This window comes from Bacteroidia bacterium (assembly GCA_027493955.1).
Lineage (GTDB): Bacteria > Bacteroidota > Ignavibacteria > SZUA-365 > SZUA-365 > JAOSJT01.
Genome location: JAOSJT010000001.1, coordinates 2,148,688 through 2,172,415, shown reverse-complemented (window position 1 = coordinate 2,172,415; position 23,728 = coordinate 2,148,688). Strand labels below are relative to the sequence as shown.

The window sequence follows — 23,728 nt, the reverse complement described above, 5'->3', positions numbered from 1 at the left end:
TCAGGTAACAGATAAGGTACGAAAAGATGAGAAAAGTTCAAGGAAGCTGTACAATGGATAATGGACAATGGATAATGGACAATGTTCAGGAGAGACATCGCATTTGTAGAGAGGTTGCACGATGAATCCGGCATTACAACGACGACTCGATCCATCGTCTCTGCGACGACGCCTCTGGCGCTGATCGGCAATCGAAAATCGTTCATCGTGGATCGTTCATCGGGAATCGGTTTGTCTGCGGCGGAGTGAAGCGTTCATCGGTTATCTATTCGCGGGAGGGGAGGGAATTGGGAGTGCAATCCCTGGCATCACGCTGCGGGAATGCGAAAAATCAGGCACAGCACCTGAACCTTTCGTCCATCATCCTGGTGTCAGTTGTTCTCCGACATCTCAATGATCACTGGTACACACAGCTTCAGTCCTTGAGCAGCAAAGGCGGAATGTCCGACAATGGCTGATGACCGGTGCTGTATGGTGCAACAATCGAAAAAAATTCCCCGGCGGGTGCCGGGGATGGTCTGTTGCGGGGAAGTGGAAGAATCAGCCTCGGGGCCTGATGCTTCCGGTCTTCCACTTGAGATACAAGGCTTTCTGCTCTTCTGTAAGTCCGGCGATGCCGAGAATGGCGGTCTCGGTCGCCTTCTTGATCTCGGCAATTTTTTCCGCGAGGCTGTTGCGATCCGTGGCGTTTTTCATCAGCTCGTCGATCTGGGCTTTTTCGCTCTGAAGGATTTTGGCCAGTTCGGCTGCCTGCTCGGGATTGAGGCCCAGCAGCTTCGTCAGCATATCCACCTGCTGCTGGATGGGATCGACCGGATCGACGGGCTTGATGTCGCGAATGCCGCGCCAGCGGTTATACTGAGCGATCTGAGCGTCGGTGAGGCCGAGTTGCCTGATAATCATTGCGTCGTACTGCTTCTTGATCTGCTCGATTTTCTCGGCCAGCAGGCGGCGATCCGTTGTGGGATCTTTCATGAGGGCGTTTATCTCGGCTTGCTGCTTGGTCAGAAGTTCCTTCAATTGCGCAGCCTGTTCGTTATTGAGCCCCAGCAGTTTCGTGAGCTCATCCACCTGCTTCTGGATGGGATCGACGGGGTCCACCGGTTTGATTCTTCCGCTGCGGATTTCCTTCCAGCGCTCCCAGAGTTCCGGGGTGATCGCTCCGCCCATGCGGGCATCGATGTCGGCGAGGAGTTCCTGAAGCGCCAGACGGAGGCCTTCAGGATTGTCCTTGTACTGCTCACGCAATTCTTTGAGCTTGTCGTGCTGATATTTGAGCACGATGGCGACAGCGGCAGCCTGCTCGTCAGTGAGGCCAAGGGCGGCTTTCATGCGGGCGACTTCGGCGGCGATGCGGAGTTCCACCATCTTGTCCTGCAGTTCCTTGCGACGGGCTTCGATGTCGGCTTTCAGTTTCTCGGCGTTGGCGACGGCTTCACGACCAGCTGCGGCATTGATAGCTGCCATGAGGGCGTCATGCTCTGCTTTGAGCTGGGCAGCGATTTCCTCACGCGAGGCACCGCTTTTCAGGATTTCCGCGCGACGGGCGGCGGATTCGGCGATGAGCTGACGAATCTGTGCGAGAACCGTCGGGTCGAGATTAGGATTTGCCTTGTAAATCAGATTGAACCAGACCACCGCTTCCATGTCCACCGCCATGCGACGGGGATCGCGTCTGTCGTCCGCGAGGGTCGTGACGAGAGAATTGAAGGTGGTGAGTTGGGACGGATTGAGGAGAATGGACATATCCTCCTGCAGGTAGGTCATCTCGGAAATCAGCGTAGCCTGTCCCGCGTCGAGGTTCAAGTACATTTCCGGCGCTTTCTGCAAGCCATTCCCGGGACTGGTGAGCGAATTGGATGCTCCGGGATCGTCGCCGCAGGCTGTGGCCAGAAACGCGACAGCGAGAAGGGCGAGGAACAAGGTGTTCTTCATATGTTTCACCTGGTGGTTGAGTGTGTTGATTGCGATGCTGAATATCCGCGGCAAGCGGATGAAAGAGAGACCGTCAAGTAACCCGAAAAGTTACACATCGTTGTCGGAAAAAGAAAGTCCGCGGCAAATCACTATATTTCCGGAGAGTATTGGAGTGATGCCATGGCATTTTTCAGGGCTATTCGGTGGATTTTACGCGGTGCGGGTCTCGTCGCCTTTGCGGCGGTCATGAGCGTGGCTTTGTTCCGGGTGTTTCCCCTGCCTTCCACACCTCTGATGCATCTTCGCGTCTTCGAAGGAGTGCTCGAAGGAGAGTTCGTGGGTGCGCATCGTATCTGGATGCCGTACGAGCAGATCTCGCCCAATGTGTTCCGGGCTGTCGTCGCAGCGGAGGATGCCCGCTTCATGCGGCACAATGGTATAGACTGGAGGGCCATGGAAAATGCCATGCGCTATAACCGCGCGCATAAAGGCCGGAAGGTTCGCGGAGCGAGTACCATCACCATGCAAACAGCGAAGAATGCTTTTCTGTGGCATGGGAGGACGTACGTTCGGAAAGGAATGGAGGCGTGGTTCACGTTTCTCATTGAAACACTGTGGGGAAAACGTCGCATCCTGGAAGTGTATGTGAACGTGATCGAAATGGGTTCCGGCATCTACGGCATCGAGGCCGCATCGCGAAAATATTTCGACAAATCCGCCGCGGAACTCACGCGAAAAGAAGCCGCTCTCATCGCTGCCGTCCTCCCCAATCCCCGACGCTGGTCGCCCGCTTCACCCACACGCTATATTCAGCGACGCACGCAGTGGGTCATGGGAAGAATGGGTGGAGTTCCTGTACCTTAGAGAAGAGCGTAGCGCCAGCATCCCGGAAGATCCGACTATTTCCGTTCATGCGAGGATGAGGCACTGCGCCCCTTGCCCTGTGCGCTCAGCCTCCGGCAGGTCCGACCTGACGCAGCCATTCAGGCACGAACTTGCGAGCAGCTGCTGCTCTCCGCATCCTCCAACAGGACAGATGTAATTCAGTAAATAACATATGCACATCCGAAAAGCCGACGCTGCGCCCTCTGCGCTACACCTTCCACCTCTATGATCCCAGCAGATGCTCGGCGAGGATGCGCACGCCGATCACAATGAGTATGACACCGCCGATGAATTCCATGTGCCTGCCGAGGTGATGGGAAGCTTTCTCGCCAATCCGAATGCCAAGAAACGACATCCCCCCCGCAACAACACCGATAACGAGGGAAGGCGCAACAATCTCGACGTTGAGCATCGAGAGACTGAGACCCACCGCCAGTGCGTCAATACTTGTGGCGATTGAGAGACTGATAAGCGACAAACCCTTTGTAACGTCCTTGCGCACTGCGTCATGATCGCTGCCGAATGATTCAAGAATCATCTTTCCTCCGACCACGGCGAGCAAACCGAAAGCGATCCAATGGTCCACGCTCGCGATCAGTCCCGCGAAGCTCGTACCTGCCAACCAGCCGAGCACCGGCATAAGAAACTGGAATAGTCCGAAATGAAAAGCGAGGCGGAAGGTCTGACGCGCATTCGCCTTGACAAGATACGCTCCGGCGGAAACGGATACCGCGAAGGCGTCCATCGCGAGTGCGAAAGCGATAAAAAGCAGCGTCAGAATATCCATCGGAACGCAGAACACACAGAAAAGACAGAACACGCAGAAGGACTCTATGGATACGCGCGTACAACGGGAAGCGTCAGTAGAGCATTCGGAATGAAGTATCCCCAAGATGGAGACTATCGTTCAAGATAGCATTTGGTCATCCAAACAGAAAACCATGAACGCTCAACACAGAACACGCAGACAAGACAGAACACGCAGACAAGACAGAACACGCATAACACAGAACAACTAGAAAGACTATTCGATAAGCGCGTGCAAAGAGCTGAAAGCACCGCCGTGCGGGATGGGCAACCAGTAAAAGAGACGAGCAGCGGATAGTATGTGCTGCTCGTCTCGTATCTGTTTAACGTGTCTGCTATGTTCGCGGTCTGGCTTTCTTTGTTTTCTGTTTTTTTCTGTTTTTTCTGATTTTTTCTGTTTTTTCTGTGGTTTTATCTGACGATGAGCATCTTCTTCGTGATAACACCCTCGGCGCTTCGAAGTTGATACATGTAGGTGCCGGGCTGAAGCACGCCGAAATTCAGCGTGACGCTGTGGACACCCGCATCGAAACGTCCGGTGATGCCGGTTTCAATTTCGCGACCGAGCATGTCGAACACGCGCAGGGAAATCTCCGAGGCACGTGGAAGGTTGAAGGAAATCGTCGTGTGTCCGCTGCGCGATGACACCGGGTTTGGAATGTTCTGCGACATACTGAAGCCCTGCGCGGCAAGTCCTTCCGCAGTCAGTATGCCCATCGGTTGGAGTTCCACCGGATCGGACTGGCGCGCGCTGCCCGTCTCGTCGAAGGCAAGGAGGCGATATTGCCAACCACTCGTGCTGCTTCCGCAGTTGTCGATAAACTGATAGCTGCCATTGTCGTTCCTGTCCACAACACCGGCGGTCAACCACTCGTCCTTCCCGAGCGGACTGCGCTCGATGATGAAACCGAGTTCGCTTATGTCCGCATCCGTGGACCATGCAATGCCGGCGGTCGAAGGATCTATCCATCGCGCGTCCACGCTGTGGACGTTGATGATCTCGGGCATGACGAAAGGATACGCCATTCCCCAAATGCCGTTCAGGTCTATGAGTGCAGCGGTAGTGACGCTCTGCTCCACATGGTTGGCGGAGCCTGCGATCGGCACCCAGGTAAACAGCGCGGGTCTCTGGAGCCAGGGACGCAAGCGCCATGGCTCGGTGATGCCGGTTTGTACGAGTTCGCTGAGTGTGTACCACATGGTCATATTGGCGGTATAGGTACCTGTGGCTTCGACGATGTAGTGACGGAAAGCATAGCGGAGTCGCTGAATGTTGCGCGGGAGTGAGAAGGGATTCATGCGTATCGTCAGCGACTGAATGCTGCCCGAGGTAACATCGATTTTTGCGACGCGATGGCCTTCGCTGTTGTAGAAAGTGGTGGAACTGCCCATCGGAAGACTCGACCTGCTGTGTACTACCGCGTCCCACGGCTCCACTTCCAGCACAACGACCACGTTGAGGGGGGAGTTCTTGATTGGATCATTCGTGACCGAATTGACGCCCGTGATCGTGAGCAGACCCGTGTATGTACCACTCGGGAAGAGGTGTGCATCGATGGTAAGTCCCAGCCAGTCGCCCTCAAGTCCTGACCCGCTCGTGATCTGCAACCATGGTGTCGTTGTCGTCGCGTTCCAGGCGATTACGCCGGGACCGAATGCTTCACCACCGTTCACGACAGGAATACTCGTGCTCACCTTTGGTTTTTTATAGGTCAGTTTTATGCGAAGCGTGTCGACACCGATGCTGATCATGCGGGGTTTGTACACCCGGTAAAACACCGGTATGGTTACGGGACTGTTGACCGCATGGATATCCGTGATCGTGATGGTGCCCGTGTATGTGCCCGGCACGAGATTGCTGCGTGTGACCTGCACCGAGAACTGACCAGCGTTGACCCCCGTTGCCGGAGAAGGTATAATGGCGAGCCATGTCGGGGCCTCAATGGTGGATGATGTCGCTGTCCACTCGATGATCGAACCATTGCCGTAGGCGTTGGAGACGGCAATGTTCTGGGAAGCGGGGAGGGGGCCATCCTGTTCCGTTTCGTAACTGAGCGTCGCCGGTGTTGCATCAATCATGCCCTGCGGTGGATTGGCATGCATGGTCCACAATCCGTTTATATCCGCGAGATCGAGCACGAGCGTGTTGGCGGTAGTGTTGAGCGTAGCGCTGCGATTGTTCCAGCTGCTGCCGTTGTTTGTCGATTTGAAGAGATTGAGAGCGGGCTCGACCTGACCGTTCAAATCATCCTGCGCGTAGTGCACCGTCATGGTGACGTTCATGGAATTGGGATTGCTATCCTCGATGGTGTACTGCCGGAGGATGGAAGGACGGTTGTCGACCCAGATGTACGAGCCGCTGCTCATGGTCACGGTCACGGTACCCGGCACAGCGGCGAAGGTCTGTGGACCGGCTGGCGGAGGCGTCCCGGACAGCGTGATGCCGATGCCGCCGAAGTTTTCGACTCCTCCCGGGAAATTCCGTGTCGAACGTATTTTCCCGATGAAACGACCCTGGTTCGTGAAGGTCCCGACAGGACCGAGCGTGATGATGTTCGGTGTATTGACGACAAGCCAGACACCCGTACCGATGCTCAATTGGCCGTTGACGGTCACAGCGCCACTCACAGTTTTCGGAGTGCTCTGTCCTCCGTTTAAAAGCTTGAGATTGTTGTAGACGGCGTTGAAAATGTTCTGTGCTGCAGTACCTGGATATTCGACGGTGGCATCGGAGGCCGTCGCGTTGAACGTGCCGCTGATCAAAGTCGGATTTTGGAGCAGGGCGAGAACAGCCGCGATGTTTACGCCATCGCCTACGGTAAGATTGCCGGCGCCGCTGCCATTCTGCGCATTGCCGTTTCCGTTGGTCGAGAGGCCCTGTCCGCTTTCGTTCAGGCGGCCATCGGCTATGAGCAGAATATTGCCGACGTTTGTGGGACCGGCAAGCGTGAGAATGGCATTGTTGTTCACCGTCACGTCCCAGAAAAATGTACCGGAGATCGAGCGGTTTGCGGTGATGGTACGGCTGCGCAACGTTCTGAGATACGCGCGGTTGCCGTCGGCATCGCTGGGATTTCCGAGACTGGGCGCCGCTGCTACGACGTACGTGTCGATCAGAAAATCGGTGTACACCATGGGTGCACCGCTCCGTGAGAAGGTGATACTTTCAACACTCGCAACAGAGCCGGAGCGCCAGCCGTGGCGGCCCGTGGGGAGCGTGTTCTGATTGTTTGCACCATAGGCCAGGCCATGTACGAAATTGCCGCCCGCGTCACGAATGGCGATCGCGTCGGAAGAGCCGGCGAAGGAGAGCTGATTGCTGCTGTAGGAGAAGTACTGATTGCTCGCATTATTCACCGGTGCCTGCAACAGCAGTAGACCGTCCGAAACATCCGTGTCAGGGATGGGCACTGCGAACATGCCGCCTATCACGATGATCGTACCGGCCGGGAGATTGCTCCACAGGGCGTCAGTGGAGAAGGTCAGCACGCCATACGGATAAGTGCCGCCGCTGGTGGCATCCGCGAGACTATACCCGCGAAGATCTGCGCCATCCTGTACGACGTAAAGTTCAACCGCTTCGTCGGTGCCGATGTGGCCGTATGCATTGAAGGCCTCGTTCACAATGACGGCAGGCATCGGGGGAGGATCATTCTCGAGAATCGTCAGCGTATGCATCGCCTGGGCTCCGACGGAAGCGCTGTTGCCGCCTGTTACGCCGGTGATGGTGAATTCCAGCGTCTCGTTGCCCTCATAATTGGTGTCGTCGAACAGTGTGAAGGAAATGGATTGATTGGCGTTGCTACCGGCGGGGAAGGTCACGGTCTGCGTCGTGTACGCCGGGAGCACATCCGAGCCGTTGACGGCAGTTCCGCCTGTCAGGGCCACAGTCGCTTGGGTGGCGTTCGTTGCGTCCGGGTTTGTGATGAGAAGTTCCACGTTCACCACTCCTGCGCCTTCACTCGCGGTCGAACTGCCGAGGAAGAAGGCGACGCTGGTGGGACCGGATGACCCGAGCGGTGTGGCGCTGAAATCGTCGATTGCGAGACCGTGGTCGCTGCCGGAGTGATCGGGATCGTACCAGCGCAGCATGATTTCCTGACCCGGTGCGAGCGTCACCGCGAGCGTTCCGCTTATGAGGACGCGGTTGGCCGACGCGTTACCGTCCAGTGCTCCGGTCGTTCCGCTGATAATCGGACTGGTAAAATCGAAGGAGGCGGCGTTGGTCCATGTGCCTGTGGTCAGACTGTTGAGACCCGTGCCGGTCTGATACGAAAACGTCACTACCTGCGCGGCGGCCGTTCCGGAGTAGCGCCATTGTTCTCCGTAATAGGAGATGTCCAGTGCGGTGATGGTGGTGCCGGTGTTATTGATGAAATGAACACCCCACCAAAGGTTTCCGACAGCGGCATTGCCTGATCCCACCGACCCCAGTGCGCGGTCCGCATCGGTGCCGGTTCCGAAGCTGTACAGCGCACCCGAGTTGCTGCTGCCATTGCCGGCGACGATCAGGTCGCCGGTACCTGTGCGCGCGTGATGCCATGCGGTGATGGTGCTGTTGTTCACCCACGAGACGCTCCCCGATGTGTTCAGCGTGTTGAAATTTTGTGTGTAGGCCGTGTTGAGCGCGGTGAACGGTGCTTGGGCAACGGCGGGCATCGCGGCGGCGCACAGCAGCAGCGCGAAGAACAGCAAAGTCGCATGGCGTCTCATAAAATGGTCCTCTGTATGGTTCATATTTGGTGTCAATATTAAAGTGGAAAAATACGGAAATCCCCGTTGAGAAGGAACTGTTGGAGTGTGAGGATTGTGTTCACCTTGGGTGCGCCTGGATACATGGGGAAATGTCCAACGTGGTACAGGAAGTGTCGCCCTTCGGGCTCTTCATCCTTCATCCTTAACCCTTTACCTCTCCAAGTGTCGCCCTTCGGGCTCTTCACCCTTCACCCTTCACCCTTTACCTCTCCAAGTGTCGCCCTTCGGGCTCTTCACCCTTCACCCTTCACCCTTTACCTCTCCAAGTGTCGCCCTTCGGGCTCTTCACCCTTCACCCTTCACCCTTTACCTCTCCAAGTGTCGCCCTTCGGGCTCTTCACCCTTCACCCTTCACCCTTCACCCTTCACCCTTCACCCTTCACCCTTTACCTCTCCAAGTGTCGCCCTTCGGGCTTGCTCCAGGCTGTGCTGTGCGCGTGGCCCCCCAACTGACGTTGGGGGTTAGAGGAAGTGTCGCCCTTCGGGCTCTTCACCCTTCACCCTTTACCTCTCCAAGTGTCGCCCTTCGGGCTCTTCACCCTTCACCCTTCACCCTTTACCTCTCCAAGTGTCGCCCTTCGGGCTTTTATTTTGGAGGTGTGAACCCTGCATGGAGGTTCGGGGTGGAAATACACTCCGCCGTCGGTTCAACATATCCGATGATGAAATCCGTAAATCCGGGTTCCCTTTACCTTTTGCCGGGCCTGGGTTAACTTACAAGATGCATTCTCTTCGACATTTCTATCGCTTCGGTAACGGCCCCTCAAGCAGTCACACCATCGGTCCACAGCGAGCCGCCGCGGCATTTTTACAAGAATGCCCTTCGGCGGCGTCGTTCCGGGTTACGCTGTATGGAAGCCTGGCGTCGACGGGTGTCGGACACATGACCGATGTCGGGATTACGCAGGTGTTCGCGCCCCGCCCCGTGGAGTTCGTTTGGAAACCCGATGTGCTGTTGCCCGAGCACCCGAACGGTATGGAGTTCATCGCACTGGACGCCGGGGGATCGGAAATCGGCAGGCGTATCGAATACAGCACAGGTGGCGGTACGCTGTTAAGCGATACCTCGCCCGAACATGTGTATCGCGAGGAATCCATGGCGGAAATCCTTTTGCGCTGCCGTGAACGCGGGGAGTCTTTCTGGGAACATGTCGAGCGGAATGAGGGCAAGGACATCTGGCGCTTCTTGGAAGAGGTGTGGATGGCGATGGTTGCGAGCGTCGAGCGCGGTCTCGCCACCGAAGGTCGCCTCCCGGGACAGCTCGGACTTCAGCGCCGGGCGCGTGCCTTTTACCGTCGCGGACAGGCGATAGCGGACGGCTATTTCCGAACGGATGCGCTGCTGGCCGCATACGCGCATGCCGCCGCCGAGGAAAATGCGGCGGGGGGAATTGTCGTGACTGCGCCCACCTGCGGCTCCAGCGGCGTGCTGCCTTCGGTGCTGTATCATTTGAATACGGAACTCGACTGCAGCCGCGACGACATCCTGCGCGCGCTCGCCACTGCCGGACTGGTCGGGAATCTGGTCAAGCACAATGGCTCGATATCAGGTGCCGCTGTCGGTTGCCAGGGTGAAATCGGTACCGCCTGCGCCATGGCCGCCGCGGCAGTGACGCAGCTTCAGGGTGGCACGCTCGCGCAAATCGAATATGCGGCGGAAATGGGGCTTGAGCATCATCTCGGTCTCACATGCGATCCGGTAGGCGGACTGGTGCAAATTCCCTGCATTGAGCGCAACGCGCACGCAGCGGCCCGTGCATTGAGTTGCAGCAGCTTCTCCATGCTCACGGACGGATTGCACTGGATCAGCTTCGATAATGTTGTTTCCGTCATGGTGGAAACCGGCCGCGCGCTGCCATCAATGTATCGCGAGACCTCGGCCGGGGGGTTGGCCGTGGTGTATCGGAGGAGGATGGCGGAATAAGGGAATTTACGAGGTACGAGTGACGATTTACGACTTCCAATTTGACTGCGCCTGACTCGGCGCACTACGACCGATCAGGGTGTCCTTTCTGACGCTGATTACTCTGCCCGGAATCCTGTTCAGATTCAGGGGTATCCCGAGACAGAGTGCGCTCCGTCTCCCTGACCGAATCCCGCGTCGACGCACATGTTCAGCAAAGACAGACAAATCGTCAATCGTAAATCGTCCCTCGTAAATCGCCAGTCCTACAGCTCCCACAAGGCATGCAGAGGGACGGCGAAGAGGCGGTCGCCGAAGCTGACGATGCTGTCGCCGTCGTAGAGAACAACACCGCAGGCGAAATGATCGCCGTGCGCATTGCGGAGTTTGGTCAAGCCGCGGAAATCGGATTTGGTTACTGTGGCCGACGCCTTGATTTCGATGCCGGCGATATTGGAACCGACTGCTTCGAGGACAAGATTGATCTCCACGCCATCTTTGGTCCTGAAGTGATAGAACGACACATTGCCGTCGGCTCGACTCGCCTGTCTGCGCAACTCCTGCACGACAAATGTTTCGAGCAACTGTCCCAGAAGCGCCCGATCCTTGCGGAGTGTGTTGGCGTCCGCTCCGAGCAATGCTGCCGCCAGGCCGGTATCCGTGACGTGGAGCTTCGATGATTTTATCAGTCTGCTGATACGGTTGCTCGACCATGGCGGAAGCTGCTCGATCAGAAATGCACGTTCGAGAAGCTGGATGTAATCCTTGAGTGTTGGTCGCGAGAATTGGAACGCTGAAGCAAGATCTGCAAGATTCACCATCCGCGAGGTCTGACTCGCGGCGAGTCTCAAAAGGCGCGGCAGGGAATCCAGAGAAGCAATACGTGCAAGATCGCGTACGTCCCGTTGCACGATCGTTTCGATATACTCATGATACCAGGCGGCTTTCCGATGGAAACTCTCACGCGACAGAGCCGCCGGGTATCCTCCGCTGATGATCCTTTCTGTAATGTCCAATCCCGCGCGCGGGATGCGTCCGCCAGGGAAAGAAGCGGAGAATAGTTTCGCGAGAAAATCGGATTCCTTCCCCGCCAGCTCCTCCTGCGACAGGGGATGCAAGCGCAAAATTTCCAGTCTGCCCGCGAGAGAATCCGCGAGTTTCGGGAGCAGCAGCACGTTGGTGGATCCCGTCAGTATGAACCTCCCGGGACCTCGGTCAGCATCCACCGCAGCTTTCAGGGGCAGAAAAATCCGCGGGGCACGCTGAATTTCGTCGAGAATAACGCGTTCCGGCAGATTGCGAACGAAGCCCACAGGATCGCTGCTTGCACCATCGAGTTGTACCAGGTCGTCGAAGGTGATGTACTCGTAAGACGGCGCCTCTCCGAAAAGCTGAGCAAGAGTGGTCTTGCCGCACTGCCTTGGACCATGAATCAGGATGACGGGAGTATCCTTCGCCGCCTCCTCGAGTCGGTGCATTGCAAAGCGCCTATATTTCTCTACCATGCGTACCATCTCCGGTAATTGTGTTCTGTGAGAAGGTAGGAAAAATTCGTCCAAATGAAAAGATATAGTACGGCCAAATGAAAGGTTATGCTCATGTCGCAGGCGAGAATCTCGTTTTCAGCGTTGGATTTGCATGGGAAATAACATAAAATCTTGAAAATCCAGCGGTATTCCCTATTTTTTGGAAAAGAAAGCCTCATCCGGCAGGAATACTAATTCCGGCCAAATGAAAGGATATGCTATCACCAGATGAAAGGTTAAACTACGACCAAATGAAAGGTTATGATGCGGATGGGTTCAAGGGGTGGTGAGGATTCGTGGTGTGCGGTTGGCGTTTGTACGGGCGTTGTCGAAGAAAATAATGCAGAGACGCGAAGACCCAGAGAAGCGGATATAGTGGATACAGATGGTCGATATTGCTGTTCATCCCAATAAGAAGGGAATCGAGTCTCCTCGCGCGTTGCGGAACCAATCATCTCGCCGCGGCGAGTCCGCCACGGCGAAACTTCTATCTTCGACCTTCGAGATACCGCCGATAAAAGACTTCACAATTACCGGACTTCATTTCGCGACGGCTCCTTCTTATGACATCTTTGGAAATCGGTTTAATCCGCCTGATTTCGTAAACTCACCACGCCACGGCGAGGCGACGGTATTTGGCTAATTCCATTCAAATTCCCTCTTTGCGACTCTGCGCCTTTGCGCCTTTGCGTTAAATTCCCCTCTTATTCTTCGCCTCTTCTAATGATATCATGGACGTACCTAGTCTCCTCGTGCGTTACGGAGCCAATCATGCTTCGAGACGCCACCGAACTACGTCAGAGCATCTACTTGAGATTCTGCCGTGGTGGCTCCTCAGCATGACGAGCTTTGTTAGCCCGGAGCCATATACTCATGCCATCCAGGTCAGCCTCAGGCTGATCAGTCTGAGACTGACTGGTGGGCGCACTGTTAATGACATCTTGGAGTCGGTGCTTGCGAAAGTCGTAGAAACCGGACGCAGGCCTCCTGAGCAGCCACCGCAGAAATATTTAGCTGCGCATACCAAGTATCGCCCGGTGGCTGTCGAAGGACGACTCCGCACCCGTAAACGAGAGTACCTCAAACCAAGATTTTGCCGCGGGTGCTACGCTGCTCATGACAACTTTGGATCTGGACTTGTAAACACCGAATAGGACGGACGCCGTGCTTCGACTTCGCGCCGGGTTAGCATAGTTTTTCAACCTACACCCATCCTGCGGCGCTGCGCTCAGCATGACGGTACTTTTTAACATTTTTTCAAATGTCACACTCAATATAAGCCGGTGTCCGCCGGGCGGACTGGTTACATGACTCAGGGTGACGGTACTTGTGAATGCCCGAAAAAGCTGATGTCATCCACGAAATGGACCGGTGTCATCCTGAGGCTGACTGGTGGGCGCACTCAGGATGACGAGGTTGGACAAATCGTAAATCGTAAATCCAAAATCATAAATCAAAAACGGCGCCCTGGGGAAGGACGCCGTTTTTAAAATCCAGGTGGAATTCGGATCAGACCGTCAGGCGCCAGCTATTGAGGGCTTTCATGTAATTGGCGCGTTCGAAGGCGGCGGGCTCGGCCACGGAGCGCTGGCTCATGCTGCCTTTCAGCTGCGTGACGGATTCGTATTCCTTTTCTTCCATCCAGCGCTGCATGTCGGTGAGCACGGTGGTAATGTGGTCGGGACCCTTTTCCAGAAGCGCGGAGCACAGCATGGTGACGTCGGCACCGGCCATGAGCATTTTCAGAGCGTCCTGCGCAGTGTGCACGCCTGTGGTGGCGGCCATGCTTGCTTTGAGGTGACCGTAGAGGATGGCGATCCAGCGCAGCGGGAGACGGCCTTCGCCGGAGCTGCTGAGATTGACGGTGGGGACGACAGACAATTCTTCCAGATCGAAATCGGGTTGATAGAAGCGGTTGAACAATACCAGCGCGTCAGCGCCGGCGCCGTCGAGCTTGCGGGCCATGTTGGACATGGAACTGAAGTAGGGGCTCAGCTTCATGGCGACTGGAATTTTCACCGCACTTTTCACGCGGGTCAAATCCTCGACGTAAATCGCTTCGATTTCCTCGGCGCTGTAGCGTCCGTCAGTGGGAATGTAGTACACGTTGAGTTCGAGACCGTCGGCGCCCGCCTGCTCGATTTTCGTGGCATATTCCAACCAGCCGCCGGCCGACACGCCGTTGAGGCTGCCGATGATGGGGATGGAGGTGGCTTCTTTGGCCTGACGAATGTGTTCGAGATACTCGTCGGGACCGAGATTGAAATCTTCGACCTCGGGGAAGTAGCTCATGGCTTCCTGATAGCTTTCCGCGCCCTGGGTCAGGAAGTGATCGAGTTCCTTCTGTTCGTGCATCAGTTGTTCTTCGAACAGCGAATACATGACGATGGCGGATGCGCCGGCGTCTTCCATGCGTTTGATGATGCCGAGATCCTTCGACATCGGGGATGCTGACGGAACGATCGGGTTCTTGAGCGTCAGTCCCATGTAGGTGGTGGTGAGATCCATACGTCTATCCTCGTGTAATTTCTGTTGCAATCGTTATCGTGAGTGACCGGGAAAGGCGGGAGACCGTCGGCCTCCCGCCGAGTCCTTTACACTTGTGCCGTCTGTTCCGTCGCTGCCGCCGGAGCATTGATCGTTTCGTACAGCTTTTCAAGATGCTCGTAATATTTGAAGCGCATCTTGACCTGGTCCTGTGCGAGATCCAGGAAGCGCTTTGCTTCGTCGGGTTTGCTCTTGAACAGCATGCTGAAACGTGTTTCCGACATCACGAAATCCTTCACGAGGATTTTCGGCTGCTTGGAGTCGAGCTTGAAGGGGTTTTTTCCTTCCCTGATCAGATCCGGATTGAAGCGGTACAGAGGCCACATGCCGCTTTCCACCAAGGCCTTCTGATGATCCATGCCCTTCGACATGTCGATACCGTGCGCGATGCAATGACTGTACGCGATAACCAGGGAGGGACCATCGTACGCTTCTGCTTCGAGAATGGCACGCAAGGTCTGCGTATCATTGGCGCCCATGGCAATGGATGCAACATAGACATTTCCGTAGCTCATAGCCATCAGACCGAGGTCTTTTTTCCCGATGGGTTTGCCACCGGCAGCAAACTTCGCGACAGCGCCGAGCGGAGTGGCTTTGGACATCTGGCCGCCGGTGTTGGAGTATACCTCGGTGTCGAGGACGAGCACGTTCACGTTCTTGCCTGATGCCAACACGTGATCGAGACCGCCGTAGCCGATGTCATACGCCCAACCATCGCCGCCCATGATCCACACGCTGCGGCGGATAAGGAAGTCGGCCACAGAGAGAAGACGCTTTGCCATGGGAGTGCTGATGCCGTTCAGCTTGTCCTTCAGTGCGGCGACACGCTTGCGCTGTTCGCTGATGCCGATTTCGGTTGTTTGATCCGCATCCAGCAGGTCGCGAACGAGTGACTCGCCGAGGTCGGCTGCGAGATGGAGGAGCATTTCACGCGCGAACTGATTCTGCTGGTCGATGGTGAGGCGGAAGCCGAAGCCGAATTCCGCGTTGTCCTCGAACAGCGAGTTCGACCATGCCGGACCGCGTCCGTCGTTGTTGACGGTCCACGGAGTCGTGGGCAGATTGCCGCCATAGATCGAGGAACAGCCGGTGGCGTTGGCCACGATCATGCGATCACCGAAGAGCTGGCTGACGAGCTTCACGTACGGTGTTTCGCCGCAGCCGGAGCAGGCTCCGGAGAATTCGAACAGCGGCTGCAGCAACTGCGAGCCCTGAATCGTGTTGAGTTTCACCTGGGTACGATCATACTCGGGCAGGTTGAGGAAGAAATCCCAATTCTCGCGCTCCTGCTCGCGGATAGGTACCTGCGGAACCATGTTAATGGCTTTCAGGCGCACTTCCGATTTATTTTTTGCCGGACACACCTCGACGCAGAGCGCGCAGCCGGTACAGTCTTCAGGGGCGACTTGAATGCTGTACTTGAGACCGGCGTACTCCTTCCCGCGGGCATCGCAGTACTTGAATGTCGCTGGAGCGTTCGCGACTTCCTTTTCCTCGAACACTTTGATGCGGATGGTGGCATGCGGACACACCATCGCGCATTTGCCGCATTGAATACAGGTCACCGTATCCCATTCGGGAATTTCCAGCGCGATGTTGCGCTTCTCCCACATGGTCGTCCCTGTCGGGAAGGTGCCGTCCACGGGGAAGGCGCTTACCGGCAAATCGTCGCCATGTCCGGCGATGATCTTTGCGGTGACGTCCTTGACGAATGCGGGGGCCTTGTCGGAAACCACAGGAGGCAACTCGATGCTGCTGCTGGCCGTGGCCGGTACGGTGACCTCATGCAGATTCGCGAGGGTCTGATCCACGGCGTTGTAATTCATCTGGACGATTTTATCGCCCTTGCCGCCGTACGTTTTTTTGATCGAGACCTTAATCTTTGCGATCGCTTCCTCCCTGGGCAGGATGCCTGAAATCGCGAAGAAACACGTCTGCATGATGGTGTTCACGCGCGCGCCCATGCCGGTGGCCTCGGCGACGGTGTAGCCGTCAATGACGAAGAATTTCAGCTTCTTGTCGATGATCACCTGCTGCACCGTTCGCGGCATTTTATCCCACACCTCATCCACACCGTACGGACTGTTGAGGAGGAAGACGCCGCCTTCGACGATGCGCGAGAGCATGTCGTATTTTTCGAGGAAGGTGAACTGGTGACAGGCAACGAAATTCGCTGTTTCGATCAGATAGGTCGAGCGGATGGGCTTGGGGCCGAAACGGAGATGTGACGTGGTGATCGAGCCGGACTTTTTCGAGTCGTACACGAAATAGCCTTGCGCGTAGTTGTCGGTTTCCTCACCGATGATTTTGATGGAATTTTTGTTCGCGCCCACGGTGCCATCGGCGCCGAGTCCGTAGAACATGCCGCGGAATACATCGGCCGGTTCCCCGCGCCACGTATGATCGTAACTCAAACTGCTGTTGGTCACGTCGTCGTTGATACCGACGGTGAAATGGTTTTTCGGATCGGTCGCGACGAGATTATCGAATACGGCTTTCACCATCGCCGGCGTGAATTCTTTCGACGACAGGCCATAACGCCCGCCGAGCACCTTCGGAAATCCTGCTGTCGGCAGCGTTCCGTTGCCCATGGCCTCGGCGAGTGCGGTCAACACGTCCTGATACAGTGGCTCGCCTGCGGCGCCGGGCTCCTTGGTGCGGTCAAGCACCGCTATGGCTTTCACCGAGGAGGGAATGGCGCTGATAAAATGCTTGACGGAGAAGGGGCGGAAGAGGCGGACCTTCAGCAGCCCGACTTTTTCGCCACGCTCGATCATGTATTCCACCGCTTCCTCGGCCGCTCCGGCACCCGAACCCATCATGATGATGATGCGATCGGCATCGGGAGCGCCGACATAGTCGAACAAATGATACGAGCGGCCAACGACGGACGCGAATTGATCCATGACGGATTGCACGACTTCCGGGCAGGCATTATAGAAGGGATTCACTGTTTCGCGCGCCTGGAAAAACACGTCGGGATTTTGCGCGGTACCGCGAAGCACCGGCTTCTCGGGACTCAACGCGCGCGCACGGTGCTGCGCAATCAAGTCGTCGTCCAGCATGGCGTGCATGTCCTCGTCCGTGAGTTCCTCGATTTTCATGACCTCGTGCGAAATGCGGAAGCCATCGAAGAAGTGGACGAAGGGTATACGCGCACGCAGTGTGGCGGCCTGTGCGATGAGCGCCATGTCCATGACTTCCTGAACGGAGTTGGACGACAGCAGGGCGAAGCCGGTCTGACGGACGGCCATGATGTCGCTGTGATCACCGAAAATCGACAGCGCATGCGCGGCGACCGTGCGTGCGGACACGTGGAACACGGTGGAGGTGAGCTCACCGGCAATCTTGTACATGTTCGGGATCATCAGCAGGAGTCCCTGCGAGGCGGTAAACGTGGTCGTCAGCGATCCGGTCTGCAATGCGCCATGCACCGCACCGGAGGCGCCACCCTCGCTTTGCAATTCGGCGACAATGGGAACGGTGCCCCAGATGTTCTTACGGCCGACGGCGGACCAGGCATCCGCCCACTCGCCCATATTCGAACTGGGAGTGATCGGATAGATAGCGCATACTTCATTGGTTTTGTGAGCGACGTATGCGGCGGCTTCGTTGCCGTCGATTGTCACTGTTTGTCTGTTGCTCATACGGTACCTCGGTATATCAGGTCAGAGTGATGTCAGTAGAAAAAAAACAGTCTCCGGCTGCGGCGATCCGGTTGCGGATGTCCGCGCAGCAGATGGCATACGGGAGAAACGGAGGGAATGCGGGAATGATGGCCGTCCTTTCTGCCCCTGGCCGGGATGGGCGGGCAAAGGGGCGGAGTACGTTGAATGTGCGTTTACGGGACTCATGTGCCGGGTTTCTTTCAGGAGATACGGATAGCACTGTCCAATAACAAAGGTACAGGATTTTCGGATCAGAAAAAAACTCCGAGGGATGTCGCAATCGGTGAAATGAAGCATACAGCTTCACGTCGAAGCAGTAAAACGGCCGCTGCAGGTATTGGTACATAGCGCAGTGGGTAAACACGGGGTTTTCCCTCTCAGTCCCATCGCATGAGTCGGCGAGGCGAGGTGGCTGGTCGAAGGCCGATAACGCTCAGACGAGCACAGTGTGCAGACCCTCCCTTCAAAGCCCGGCGCCGCAATCGCGGAGCTTTTGCATTCTTGTCGCACGAACGGATGAAGCGGCTATATGGTAGTAGTGCCGCGACCTTCGTACCTTAATGCTCGTGATCGTCCGCCCGGCAGATCCCGGCCGCAACGCGCACCCCGGCGGACCTTTTTCATCCTTAATACAGAAGCCCGAACATGCGCAACACTATCGATCTCCTTCGCCACATGCACTGGGCCGATGCGACGGTCTGGCACTGCATACTCGATACACCATCTGCAAAGGATGATGAACGTGTTCTGAAGCTCTGTCACCATATCCACATGGTACAGCGGGCGTTCCTGAAGGTTTGGAGCCTTCAGGATATGAAACTACCCAAAATAGATGATTTTGCGGGTCTCGCAGCTGTCGCGACTTGGGCGGAAGAGTATCACAACATGCTTCCACTGTTCATCGCAACTGTAACGGAGGCTGAACTGGAGCGTGTTGTGGATGTGCCGTGGGCGCGATATATGGAACAGCGCAGCGGCAGGAAAGTGGTGGATGCAACACTGGGCGAAACCATGTTGCAGGTGGCCATGCACAGCTCCTATCACCGGGGACAGCTCAACACCCGGCTTCGCGAGCTCGGTGCCGAGCCGCCCATCGTTGACTACATCGCCTGGGTGTGGCTCGGTCGGCCCTCCCCGATCTGGCCCGGGCAAGAACACGGGATGGCGATATGAAGCAAGTTCGCAGTACTTCTACACGCGGCCCGGAGAACAAGCTGACAAGGGTGTATTTGCCTCTGCTGCTCTGGATGAGCAGTGCGATGCAGCCCATGGCTGGGATCGCTCAGCATACAGGCGAAGCCCGCGTCGACGAGGGCGCAGGATTGTCGGGCGAGCGGGCTGCGCAGTTGCTGTTCCACGAAGCCTGCGACGATGCGGTCTTCCGGCAACGCGATTGGTACGACAATGACGCGCTGCGCGTTACAACGGACGAGCGGTTGCCGGGCAGCGGCGCCGCGCTGGAATTCCGCTTCCTTAAGGGTGCATCCACCCCAACCAGCGGGGAAGGGGTTCGGCGGCTGTTTGCTCCGACGCCGACCGTGTATCTGAGCTATTGGGTGAAATACAGCACGAATTGGGAAGGATCCAACAGACCTTATCATCCGCACGAGTTTCATTTCATCACGGATGTGGATGGCAAGTGGATTGGCCCGGCAGCGACGCATTTGACGACATATATCGAACACAACGAGGGCCGGCCGCTGCTCGCAATACAGGACGCTCTGAACATCGACGAGGCCAATATCGGCCGCGACCTGACACTTGTCACCGAGAACCGGGCGGTCGCGGGCTGTAACGGCAGCAGCGACGCATGGCCGGAAGGAGATTGCTATCGCAGCGGCAGCACGCATCGCAACGGCAAAATGTGGAAAGCCGCATCCGTTATTTTCTCGGACGAAACGGGGCCGCTGTACAAGAGCAACTGGCGCTTCGTCGAGGCGCTGTTTTCCCTTAATTCCATCGTGGATGGCAAGGGCGTGCCGGACGGCGAACTGCGCATGTGGGTGGATGGAGAGCTCGTCGTCGACGCCCCCGGGGTGATGCTGCGCACGGGCAGGCATACGGAAATGAAATTCAATCAGTTCCTCGTCGCACCATATATCGGCGATGGCTCACCGGTAGAGCAGACCATGTGGGTAGATGAGATCGTTGTCGCGACCGGGCGCATGGCGGTGCTCGGTACACCGCTGCTTCTCTCGCCGCCTGACCGCGCGATCTTGCCGGTCGGCCCCGGCGCGATGACCTGGGCGCATGTGCCGGGCGCGGCGGCATACACTGCGGAACAGTGTGCTGATTCATTGTTTGCATCCGGCGTATCGAGAAGCACTGTTGCGGCGGATACCACTCTGCTGTACAGCGGTCTGCAACCGGGAAGCACGCTGTGGTGGCGGGTGCGCGCGGAGAATCCCGCCGGCGTCGGGGAGTGGAGCGACGTTCGCAAGTTCACCGTTCGTGCAACGACGGATGTGATGCAGTTGTTTGCCCCTCGTCGGGCGGCGATAGCCGTCGCGCCGAATCCGGTACGGGATTGGGCGGGGCTGTATTTCGATCAACCGTACGGGGGTGTAGTGGAGATTGTTGTCTGTGATGCGCTTGGCCGGGTGCTGCCCTCACTCACGAAGCATATCACCGCGAGCGACGGGATGGTCATCCCTCTGGATACCTCCCGTCTTCCCGATGGTTTGTACTTCATACGAGCATATACCCGCGGTGCGGTCGTATCTGCCCGATTTATGGTGACGCATTGATTCGATGACTTGAAGAAGCAATACACGTCCGCGATGGCATATCGGCAGCACGTAAGTACTCGTTCCGAAAATACCTTCGCGGCGGAACGCGGATGCGAGCTTGTTTGGAACTCGCATCCGCCTTCGGCGACTCCGTTCATGTTTCAGGATTTCAGCTTCGCAACCGCCTTGCTGCGTACGAGAGCGTACTGGATATCGTTGAAATTCCAGTCAACGACCTCCTTGTACAGTTTCAACGCCTGTTCCTTTTCTCCGAGTGCCTCGTGCGCCAGAGCGGCATAGTATCTTGCTTCGATCATCTCGTTGCTGATCGGAGTGAAGTGACCGATGGCGTCTTGCTGCTTACCACTCAGATGCGCCACGAGGCCGCGCAGAAAATGCACACCGTTCATCGCACGAGGATCGTTCGTGCCCTGGAGTTCACGTTCGGCTTTGTCCGCCAAGGCAGCGGCCGCAGCAAGCTCTCCCTTCCGGGCGAGCATGTGTCCTTCGAGCAGAGCCAGGTTGGATTCGGTATACTTGACGAACATGGGATTCTGCAGGGCGGCGGCGATAGTACGTGCGATTTCGGCATGTTTTGCATACGCCTGCTCCGCGATGTCGAACGCTCGCGTATCCGCAGCGATGTAGCAGCGATTGGCGTAGGTGTTCAGCATGGCCTGATCCAGCTGGTCCGTGTCGGAAATGAGAGTCGGGAGGGCAGCGATCACCGCTTCGTTTGCCGCGAGCGCGGCCTTCGCGTCTCCTGCATACAACCAGGTAAACGTGGCCATATTCTTCGGCCCGGCCTGCCAGCGGGAGGTTTTCTGTGCAGCCGATTCAAAATCCGCACGGGCGGCGTCATAATTACCGAGGAAGGTTTCCACATGACCCTTCTTCGAAAGCGCTACGCTGCTCGATGCATCCAGCTCCGCTGCTTTCGCGTACGCGTCGCGTGCTTTCTCGAGTTCCACTTGTGCGCGGAATACATCGCCGAGGATAATCTGGGCGTTGGGTTCCTGCGGATCGAGCGTGGTGTATTGCTTGGCATACTCTTCCGCCTTTGCGAGATCCCGAGGCGCATCGAAAACATAGGACATGGCGAGGCTGCCGAAGGCCCGACCCCACTTCCCGTCCAGTTCGGTCGCTTTCAGCAGGGCGGTCCGGGCTTCGGTCGTTTTGCGCATGTCCGCATAGGCATCGGCCAGTTCATGCTGCGCACGCGCCGATGTTGGAAATGCGTGCACCAGTTTCTCCGCGAGCACCAGTGCCCCTTGAACATCATCGTCCAGCCGCGTCGCTGTCAGGTCGATGAGGATTTTTTCGCCTTCGCTGGCCGTTGCCTTGTTGGCGAGGGCTTTATCGACAAAGGCTTTCCATTCGACAGCCGACGATGCCGACCGCGCTCGATACAGATACGCCAGGGCGAAGGCGGGATCGGCTGCAATGGCCGTATCGAACGCGTCGCGCGCCTGCTCGACGCGTCCGGCCTCCCAGGCCTGGCGTCCGTCGATGAAGGCGGAGCGCGCCTCCTCCGACGCCGTCGTGACGGGTATGTCGTCGTCCGTTTTTGTCGGACTGCCGCAGGAAGCCAGCGCGATGCAACCCAGGGCGATGACAGGAAGGGCAAATCTATACAATGGTCTCATAACAGTTCTCCGTGATGGTGAGAATGATGCAACCGGGACGCGCCACGCCACGGGGCAGAAAACAGGCGGCGATCGGAAGTAAGAAGAAGTGACCGCTAAAGATGGCTGCAATTCCCGCCATTGTCAAGCGCAGTTGAAATGGCAACGGAGGCAGCGGGAGGCGACGGAGTGCCGATACGGTGTTGCGGTTTCACTGATAAAAGCGCGCAATTCGTTTTGTAACGGATTTCAGTGTGCGGTGTCTACTGTTCTGTATGCGTTTCTGAGCCCAAGATTCTTTTGCATAATGGAAGAAAAGATGAGACGAAGGATTCTGTTTGTCTCCGTGCGGCTTCTGTCCTGCCTTCTGGTTCTCACCGCCTGTGAGGAGGAAGCGATGAATGCATCGTACGATGAGGACGAAATCAGGGAGCTTGCATATCGCGCGTTGTATCAGGATTTACGCATCGATACACTGGATTGTACGGCCATGGGCGTTACTATCGGTGATTCTCTGGATGACGGACTGTTCTGGCCGGTGGTCACCCGCAGCCATCCGGATGCGTTTCTTGCTCGTCTCGATGACCTGCCCATCAGGATTTTGCACATGCACGATCTCGTGGATACAACGGACGCATATGGGTGGGGGCAAGGATGGCGCACGACCGACACGCGGGAACTCGCCTCGGCTTGTTTCACCCATACTATACAACGCATTGACGCGACGCATCTGGTCATCGTGTGCGGGATGTTCTTTCGCAACTACCGCAAGGCATACGCGGCCTTCCATATACGCTACGAGGACGGCGACTGGGTGCCCGCTTCTCTGCAGTACTACTACAAGCGGATGGAGGGTTGGTGATGCGCTGGACGAAGCTGATCGTGCTTGCTTTTGTGCTGTCGTGGCTGTCGGCGTGTTCGGAAAGCTCGGTGGAACCAGCCGTCAATACCGAAAGGGCAATACTGGAGGCGGCTGTACGGTATGAAATCACATCGATCGACACGGCCTTCGTTGAATTCTTCACCCTTGCCGTGATGACGGATGTCACGGCGGGAGAACTGTCCCGTGCGGAATTACACGCTCCGCCCTCATGGCTCGTCGATCGTCTTCGTGCGGTCCCGCTGCCGTACCGCGCATACGAACAATGCGCTATCGGTGTAGGAGGCGTGTCTCATGCGGATTTCGCGGGGGCGGGGTGGTTGGTCTGGACCGCTTCGGTGACGATAACCGGCAACGCCTCCGCAATCGTGTACGCGGGATATTTTTTCGCCGGACTCGGCGCAAAAGGGGAACTCCTGCAATTGAAGCGCGAAGACGGATTTTGGCGTGTCTGGCGCGCTTCGACGATGTGGATATCCTAGCTTC

15 protein-coding genes are annotated in these 23,728 nt (G+C 56.8%); 8 read left to right on the top strand and 7 right to left on the bottom strand.

The window, feature by feature from the left end:
- Positions 1-81: 81 nt before the first annotated feature.
- Together M5R41_08325 and M5R41_08320 are read left to right on the top strand one after the other, a co-directional pair.
- The gene (locus M5R41_08325) at positions 82-249 is read left to right on the top strand and encodes a hypothetical protein (protein MCZ7556392.1); all 168 of its coding nucleotides are present in this window, start codon (positions 82-84) and stop codon (positions 247-249) included.
- Positions 246-458: a hypothetical protein gene (locus M5R41_08320; GenBank protein MCZ7556391.1), complete on the top strand. Its 213-nt coding sequence runs from the start codon at positions 246-248 to the stop codon at positions 456-458. The genes M5R41_08325 and M5R41_08320 overlap by 4 nt, the downstream gene beginning before the upstream one ends.
- 82 nt (positions 459-540) lie before the next feature.
- Here M5R41_08320 and M5R41_08315 read toward each other — a convergent pair whose 3' ends face one another.
- The gene (locus tag M5R41_08315) at positions 541-1,935 is read right to left on the bottom strand and encodes a hypothetical protein (protein MCZ7556390.1); all 1,395 of its coding nucleotides are present in this window, start codon (positions 1,933-1,935) and stop codon (positions 541-543) included.
- A 162-nt stretch (positions 1,936-2,097) separates the two neighbouring features.
- Between M5R41_08315 and mtgA the strand changes: the two genes are divergently transcribed.
- Complete coding sequence (mtgA, locus tag M5R41_08310) at positions 2,098-2,781, top strand: monofunctional biosynthetic peptidoglycan transglycosylase (protein ID MCZ7556389.1); 684 nt, start codon at positions 2,098-2,100, stop codon at positions 2,779-2,781.
- A 244-nt stretch (positions 2,782-3,025) separates the two neighbouring features.
- Here the strand turns inward: mtgA and M5R41_08305 are convergent, their stop codons facing one another.
- Both M5R41_08305 and M5R41_08300 read right to left on the bottom strand, forming a co-directional pair.
- The gene (locus M5R41_08305; GenBank protein ID MCZ7556388.1) at positions 3,026-3,589 is read right to left on the bottom strand and encodes a manganese efflux pump MntP family protein; all 564 of its coding nucleotides are present in this window, start codon (positions 3,587-3,589) and stop codon (positions 3,026-3,028) included.
- Between the two features lie 431 nt (positions 3,590-4,020).
- The gene (locus tag M5R41_08300; GenBank protein MCZ7556387.1) at positions 4,021-8,322 is read right to left on the bottom strand and encodes a T9SS type A sorting domain-containing protein; all 4,302 of its coding nucleotides are present in this window, start codon (positions 8,320-8,322) and stop codon (positions 4,021-4,023) included.
- A 763-nt stretch (positions 8,323-9,085) separates the two neighbouring features.
- On the opposite strand from M5R41_08300, the gene M5R41_08295 reads away from it, so the two are divergent.
- Positions 9,086-10,288: an L-serine ammonia-lyase, iron-sulfur-dependent, subunit alpha gene (locus tag M5R41_08295; GenBank protein MCZ7556386.1), complete on the top strand. Its 1,203-nt coding sequence runs from the start codon at positions 9,086-9,088 to the stop codon at positions 10,286-10,288.
- A gap of 245 nt (positions 10,289-10,533) precedes the next feature.
- Here M5R41_08295 and M5R41_08290 read toward each other — a convergent pair whose 3' ends face one another.
- The 3 genes from M5R41_08290 to nifJ all read right to left on the bottom strand — a co-directional run bounded on the left by M5R41_08290 (position 10,534) and on the right by nifJ (position 17,987).
- Positions 10,534-11,772, bottom strand: coding sequence for an ATP-binding protein (locus tag M5R41_08290; GenBank protein MCZ7556385.1), 1,239 nt, complete (start codon positions 11,770-11,772; stop codon positions 10,534-10,536).
- Positions 11,773-13,302: 1,530 nt separating this feature from the next.
- Positions 13,303-14,301 (bottom strand): dihydroorotate dehydrogenase-like protein, encoded by a 999-nt coding sequence (locus tag M5R41_08285; protein ID MCZ7556384.1) that lies wholly within the window; start codon positions 14,299-14,301, stop codon positions 13,303-13,305.
- 86 nt (positions 14,302-14,387) lie between these two features.
- Entirely contained in the window at positions 14,388-17,987 is a 3,600-nt protein-coding gene (nifJ, locus tag M5R41_08280; GenBank protein MCZ7556383.1) for a pyruvate:ferredoxin (flavodoxin) oxidoreductase, read from the bottom strand.
- A 666-nt stretch (positions 17,988-18,653) separates the two neighbouring features.
- Here nifJ and M5R41_08275 point away from each other — a divergent pair.
- Both M5R41_08275 and M5R41_08270 read left to right on the top strand, forming a co-directional pair.
- Entirely contained in the window at positions 18,654-19,181 is a 528-nt protein-coding gene (locus M5R41_08275; GenBank protein ID MCZ7556382.1) for a damage-inducible protein DinB, read from the top strand.
- Positions 19,178-20,755, top strand: coding sequence for a hypothetical protein (locus tag M5R41_08270; protein ID MCZ7556381.1), 1,578 nt, complete (start codon positions 19,178-19,180; stop codon positions 20,753-20,755). The genes M5R41_08275 and M5R41_08270 overlap by 4 nt, the downstream gene beginning before the upstream one ends.
- A gap of 143 nt (positions 20,756-20,898) precedes the next feature.
- On the opposite strand, the gene M5R41_08265 is transcribed toward M5R41_08270, so the two are convergent.
- Positions 20,899-22,383 carry a tetratricopeptide repeat protein gene (locus M5R41_08265; protein ID MCZ7556380.1) on the bottom strand — a complete coding sequence of 495 codons (1,485 nt, stop codon included), beginning with the start codon at positions 22,381-22,383 and terminating at the stop codon, positions 20,899-20,901.
- Positions 22,384-22,681: 298 nt separating this feature from the next.
- On the opposite strand from M5R41_08265, the gene M5R41_08260 reads away from it, so the two are divergent.
- Both M5R41_08260 and M5R41_08255 read left to right on the top strand, forming a co-directional pair.
- Positions 22,682-23,224, top strand: a complete 543-nt coding sequence (locus M5R41_08260) for a hypothetical protein (GenBank protein MCZ7556379.1) — start codon at positions 22,682-22,684, stop codon at positions 23,222-23,224.
- Entirely contained in the window at positions 23,224-23,724 is a 501-nt protein-coding gene (locus M5R41_08255; GenBank protein ID MCZ7556378.1) for a hypothetical protein, read from the top strand. The genes M5R41_08260 and M5R41_08255 overlap by 1 nt, the downstream gene beginning before the upstream one ends.
- The last annotated feature ends 4 nt before the right edge of the window (positions 23,725-23,728 follow it).

What these genes read in the sequence shown, in the direction of transcription:
- M5R41_08300 (MCZ7556387.1), bottom strand. Translation starts at nt 8,322, where the DNA reads ATGAGACGCCATGCGACTTTGCTGTTCTTCGCGCTGCTGCTGTGCGCC.
- M5R41_08285 (MCZ7556384.1), bottom strand. Translation starts at nt 14,301, where the DNA reads ATGGATCTCACCACCACCTACATGGGACTGACGCTCAAGAACCCGATC.
- M5R41_08270 (MCZ7556381.1), top strand. Translation starts at nt 19,178, where the DNA reads ATGAAGCAAGTTCGCAGTACTTCTACACGCGGCCCGGAGAACAAGCTG.
- mtgA (MCZ7556389.1), top strand. Translation starts at nt 2,098, where the DNA reads ATGGCATTTTTCAGGGCTATTCGGTGGATTTTACGCGGTGCGGGTCTC.
- M5R41_08265 (MCZ7556380.1), bottom strand. Translation starts at nt 22,383, where the DNA reads ATGAGACCATTGTATAGATTTGCCCTTCCTGTCATCGCCCTGGGTTGC.
- M5R41_08305 (MCZ7556388.1), bottom strand. Translation starts at nt 3,589, where the DNA reads ATGGATATTCTGACGCTGCTTTTTATCGCTTTCGCACTCGCGATGGAC.
- nifJ (MCZ7556383.1), bottom strand. Translation starts at nt 17,987, where the DNA reads ATGAGCAACAGACAAACAGTGACAATCGACGGCAACGAAGCCGCCGCA.
- M5R41_08260 (MCZ7556379.1), top strand. Translation starts at nt 22,682, where the DNA reads ATGAGACGAAGGATTCTGTTTGTCTCCGTGCGGCTTCTGTCCTGCCTT.
- M5R41_08275 (MCZ7556382.1), top strand. Translation starts at nt 18,654, where the DNA reads ATGCGCAACACTATCGATCTCCTTCGCCACATGCACTGGGCCGATGCG.
- M5R41_08315 (MCZ7556390.1), bottom strand. Translation starts at nt 1,935, where the DNA reads ATGAAGAACACCTTGTTCCTCGCCCTTCTCGCTGTCGCGTTTCTGGCC.
- M5R41_08295 (MCZ7556386.1), top strand. Translation starts at nt 9,086, where the DNA reads ATGCATTCTCTTCGACATTTCTATCGCTTCGGTAACGGCCCCTCAAGC.
- M5R41_08325 (MCZ7556392.1), top strand. Translation starts at nt 82, where the DNA reads ATGTTCAGGAGAGACATCGCATTTGTAGAGAGGTTGCACGATGAATCC.
- M5R41_08290 (MCZ7556385.1), bottom strand. Translation starts at nt 11,772, where the DNA reads ATGGTAGAGAAATATAGGCGCTTTGCAATGCACCGACTCGAGGAGGCG.
- M5R41_08255 (MCZ7556378.1), top strand. Translation starts at nt 23,224, where the DNA reads ATGCGCTGGACGAAGCTGATCGTGCTTGCTTTTGTGCTGTCGTGGCTG.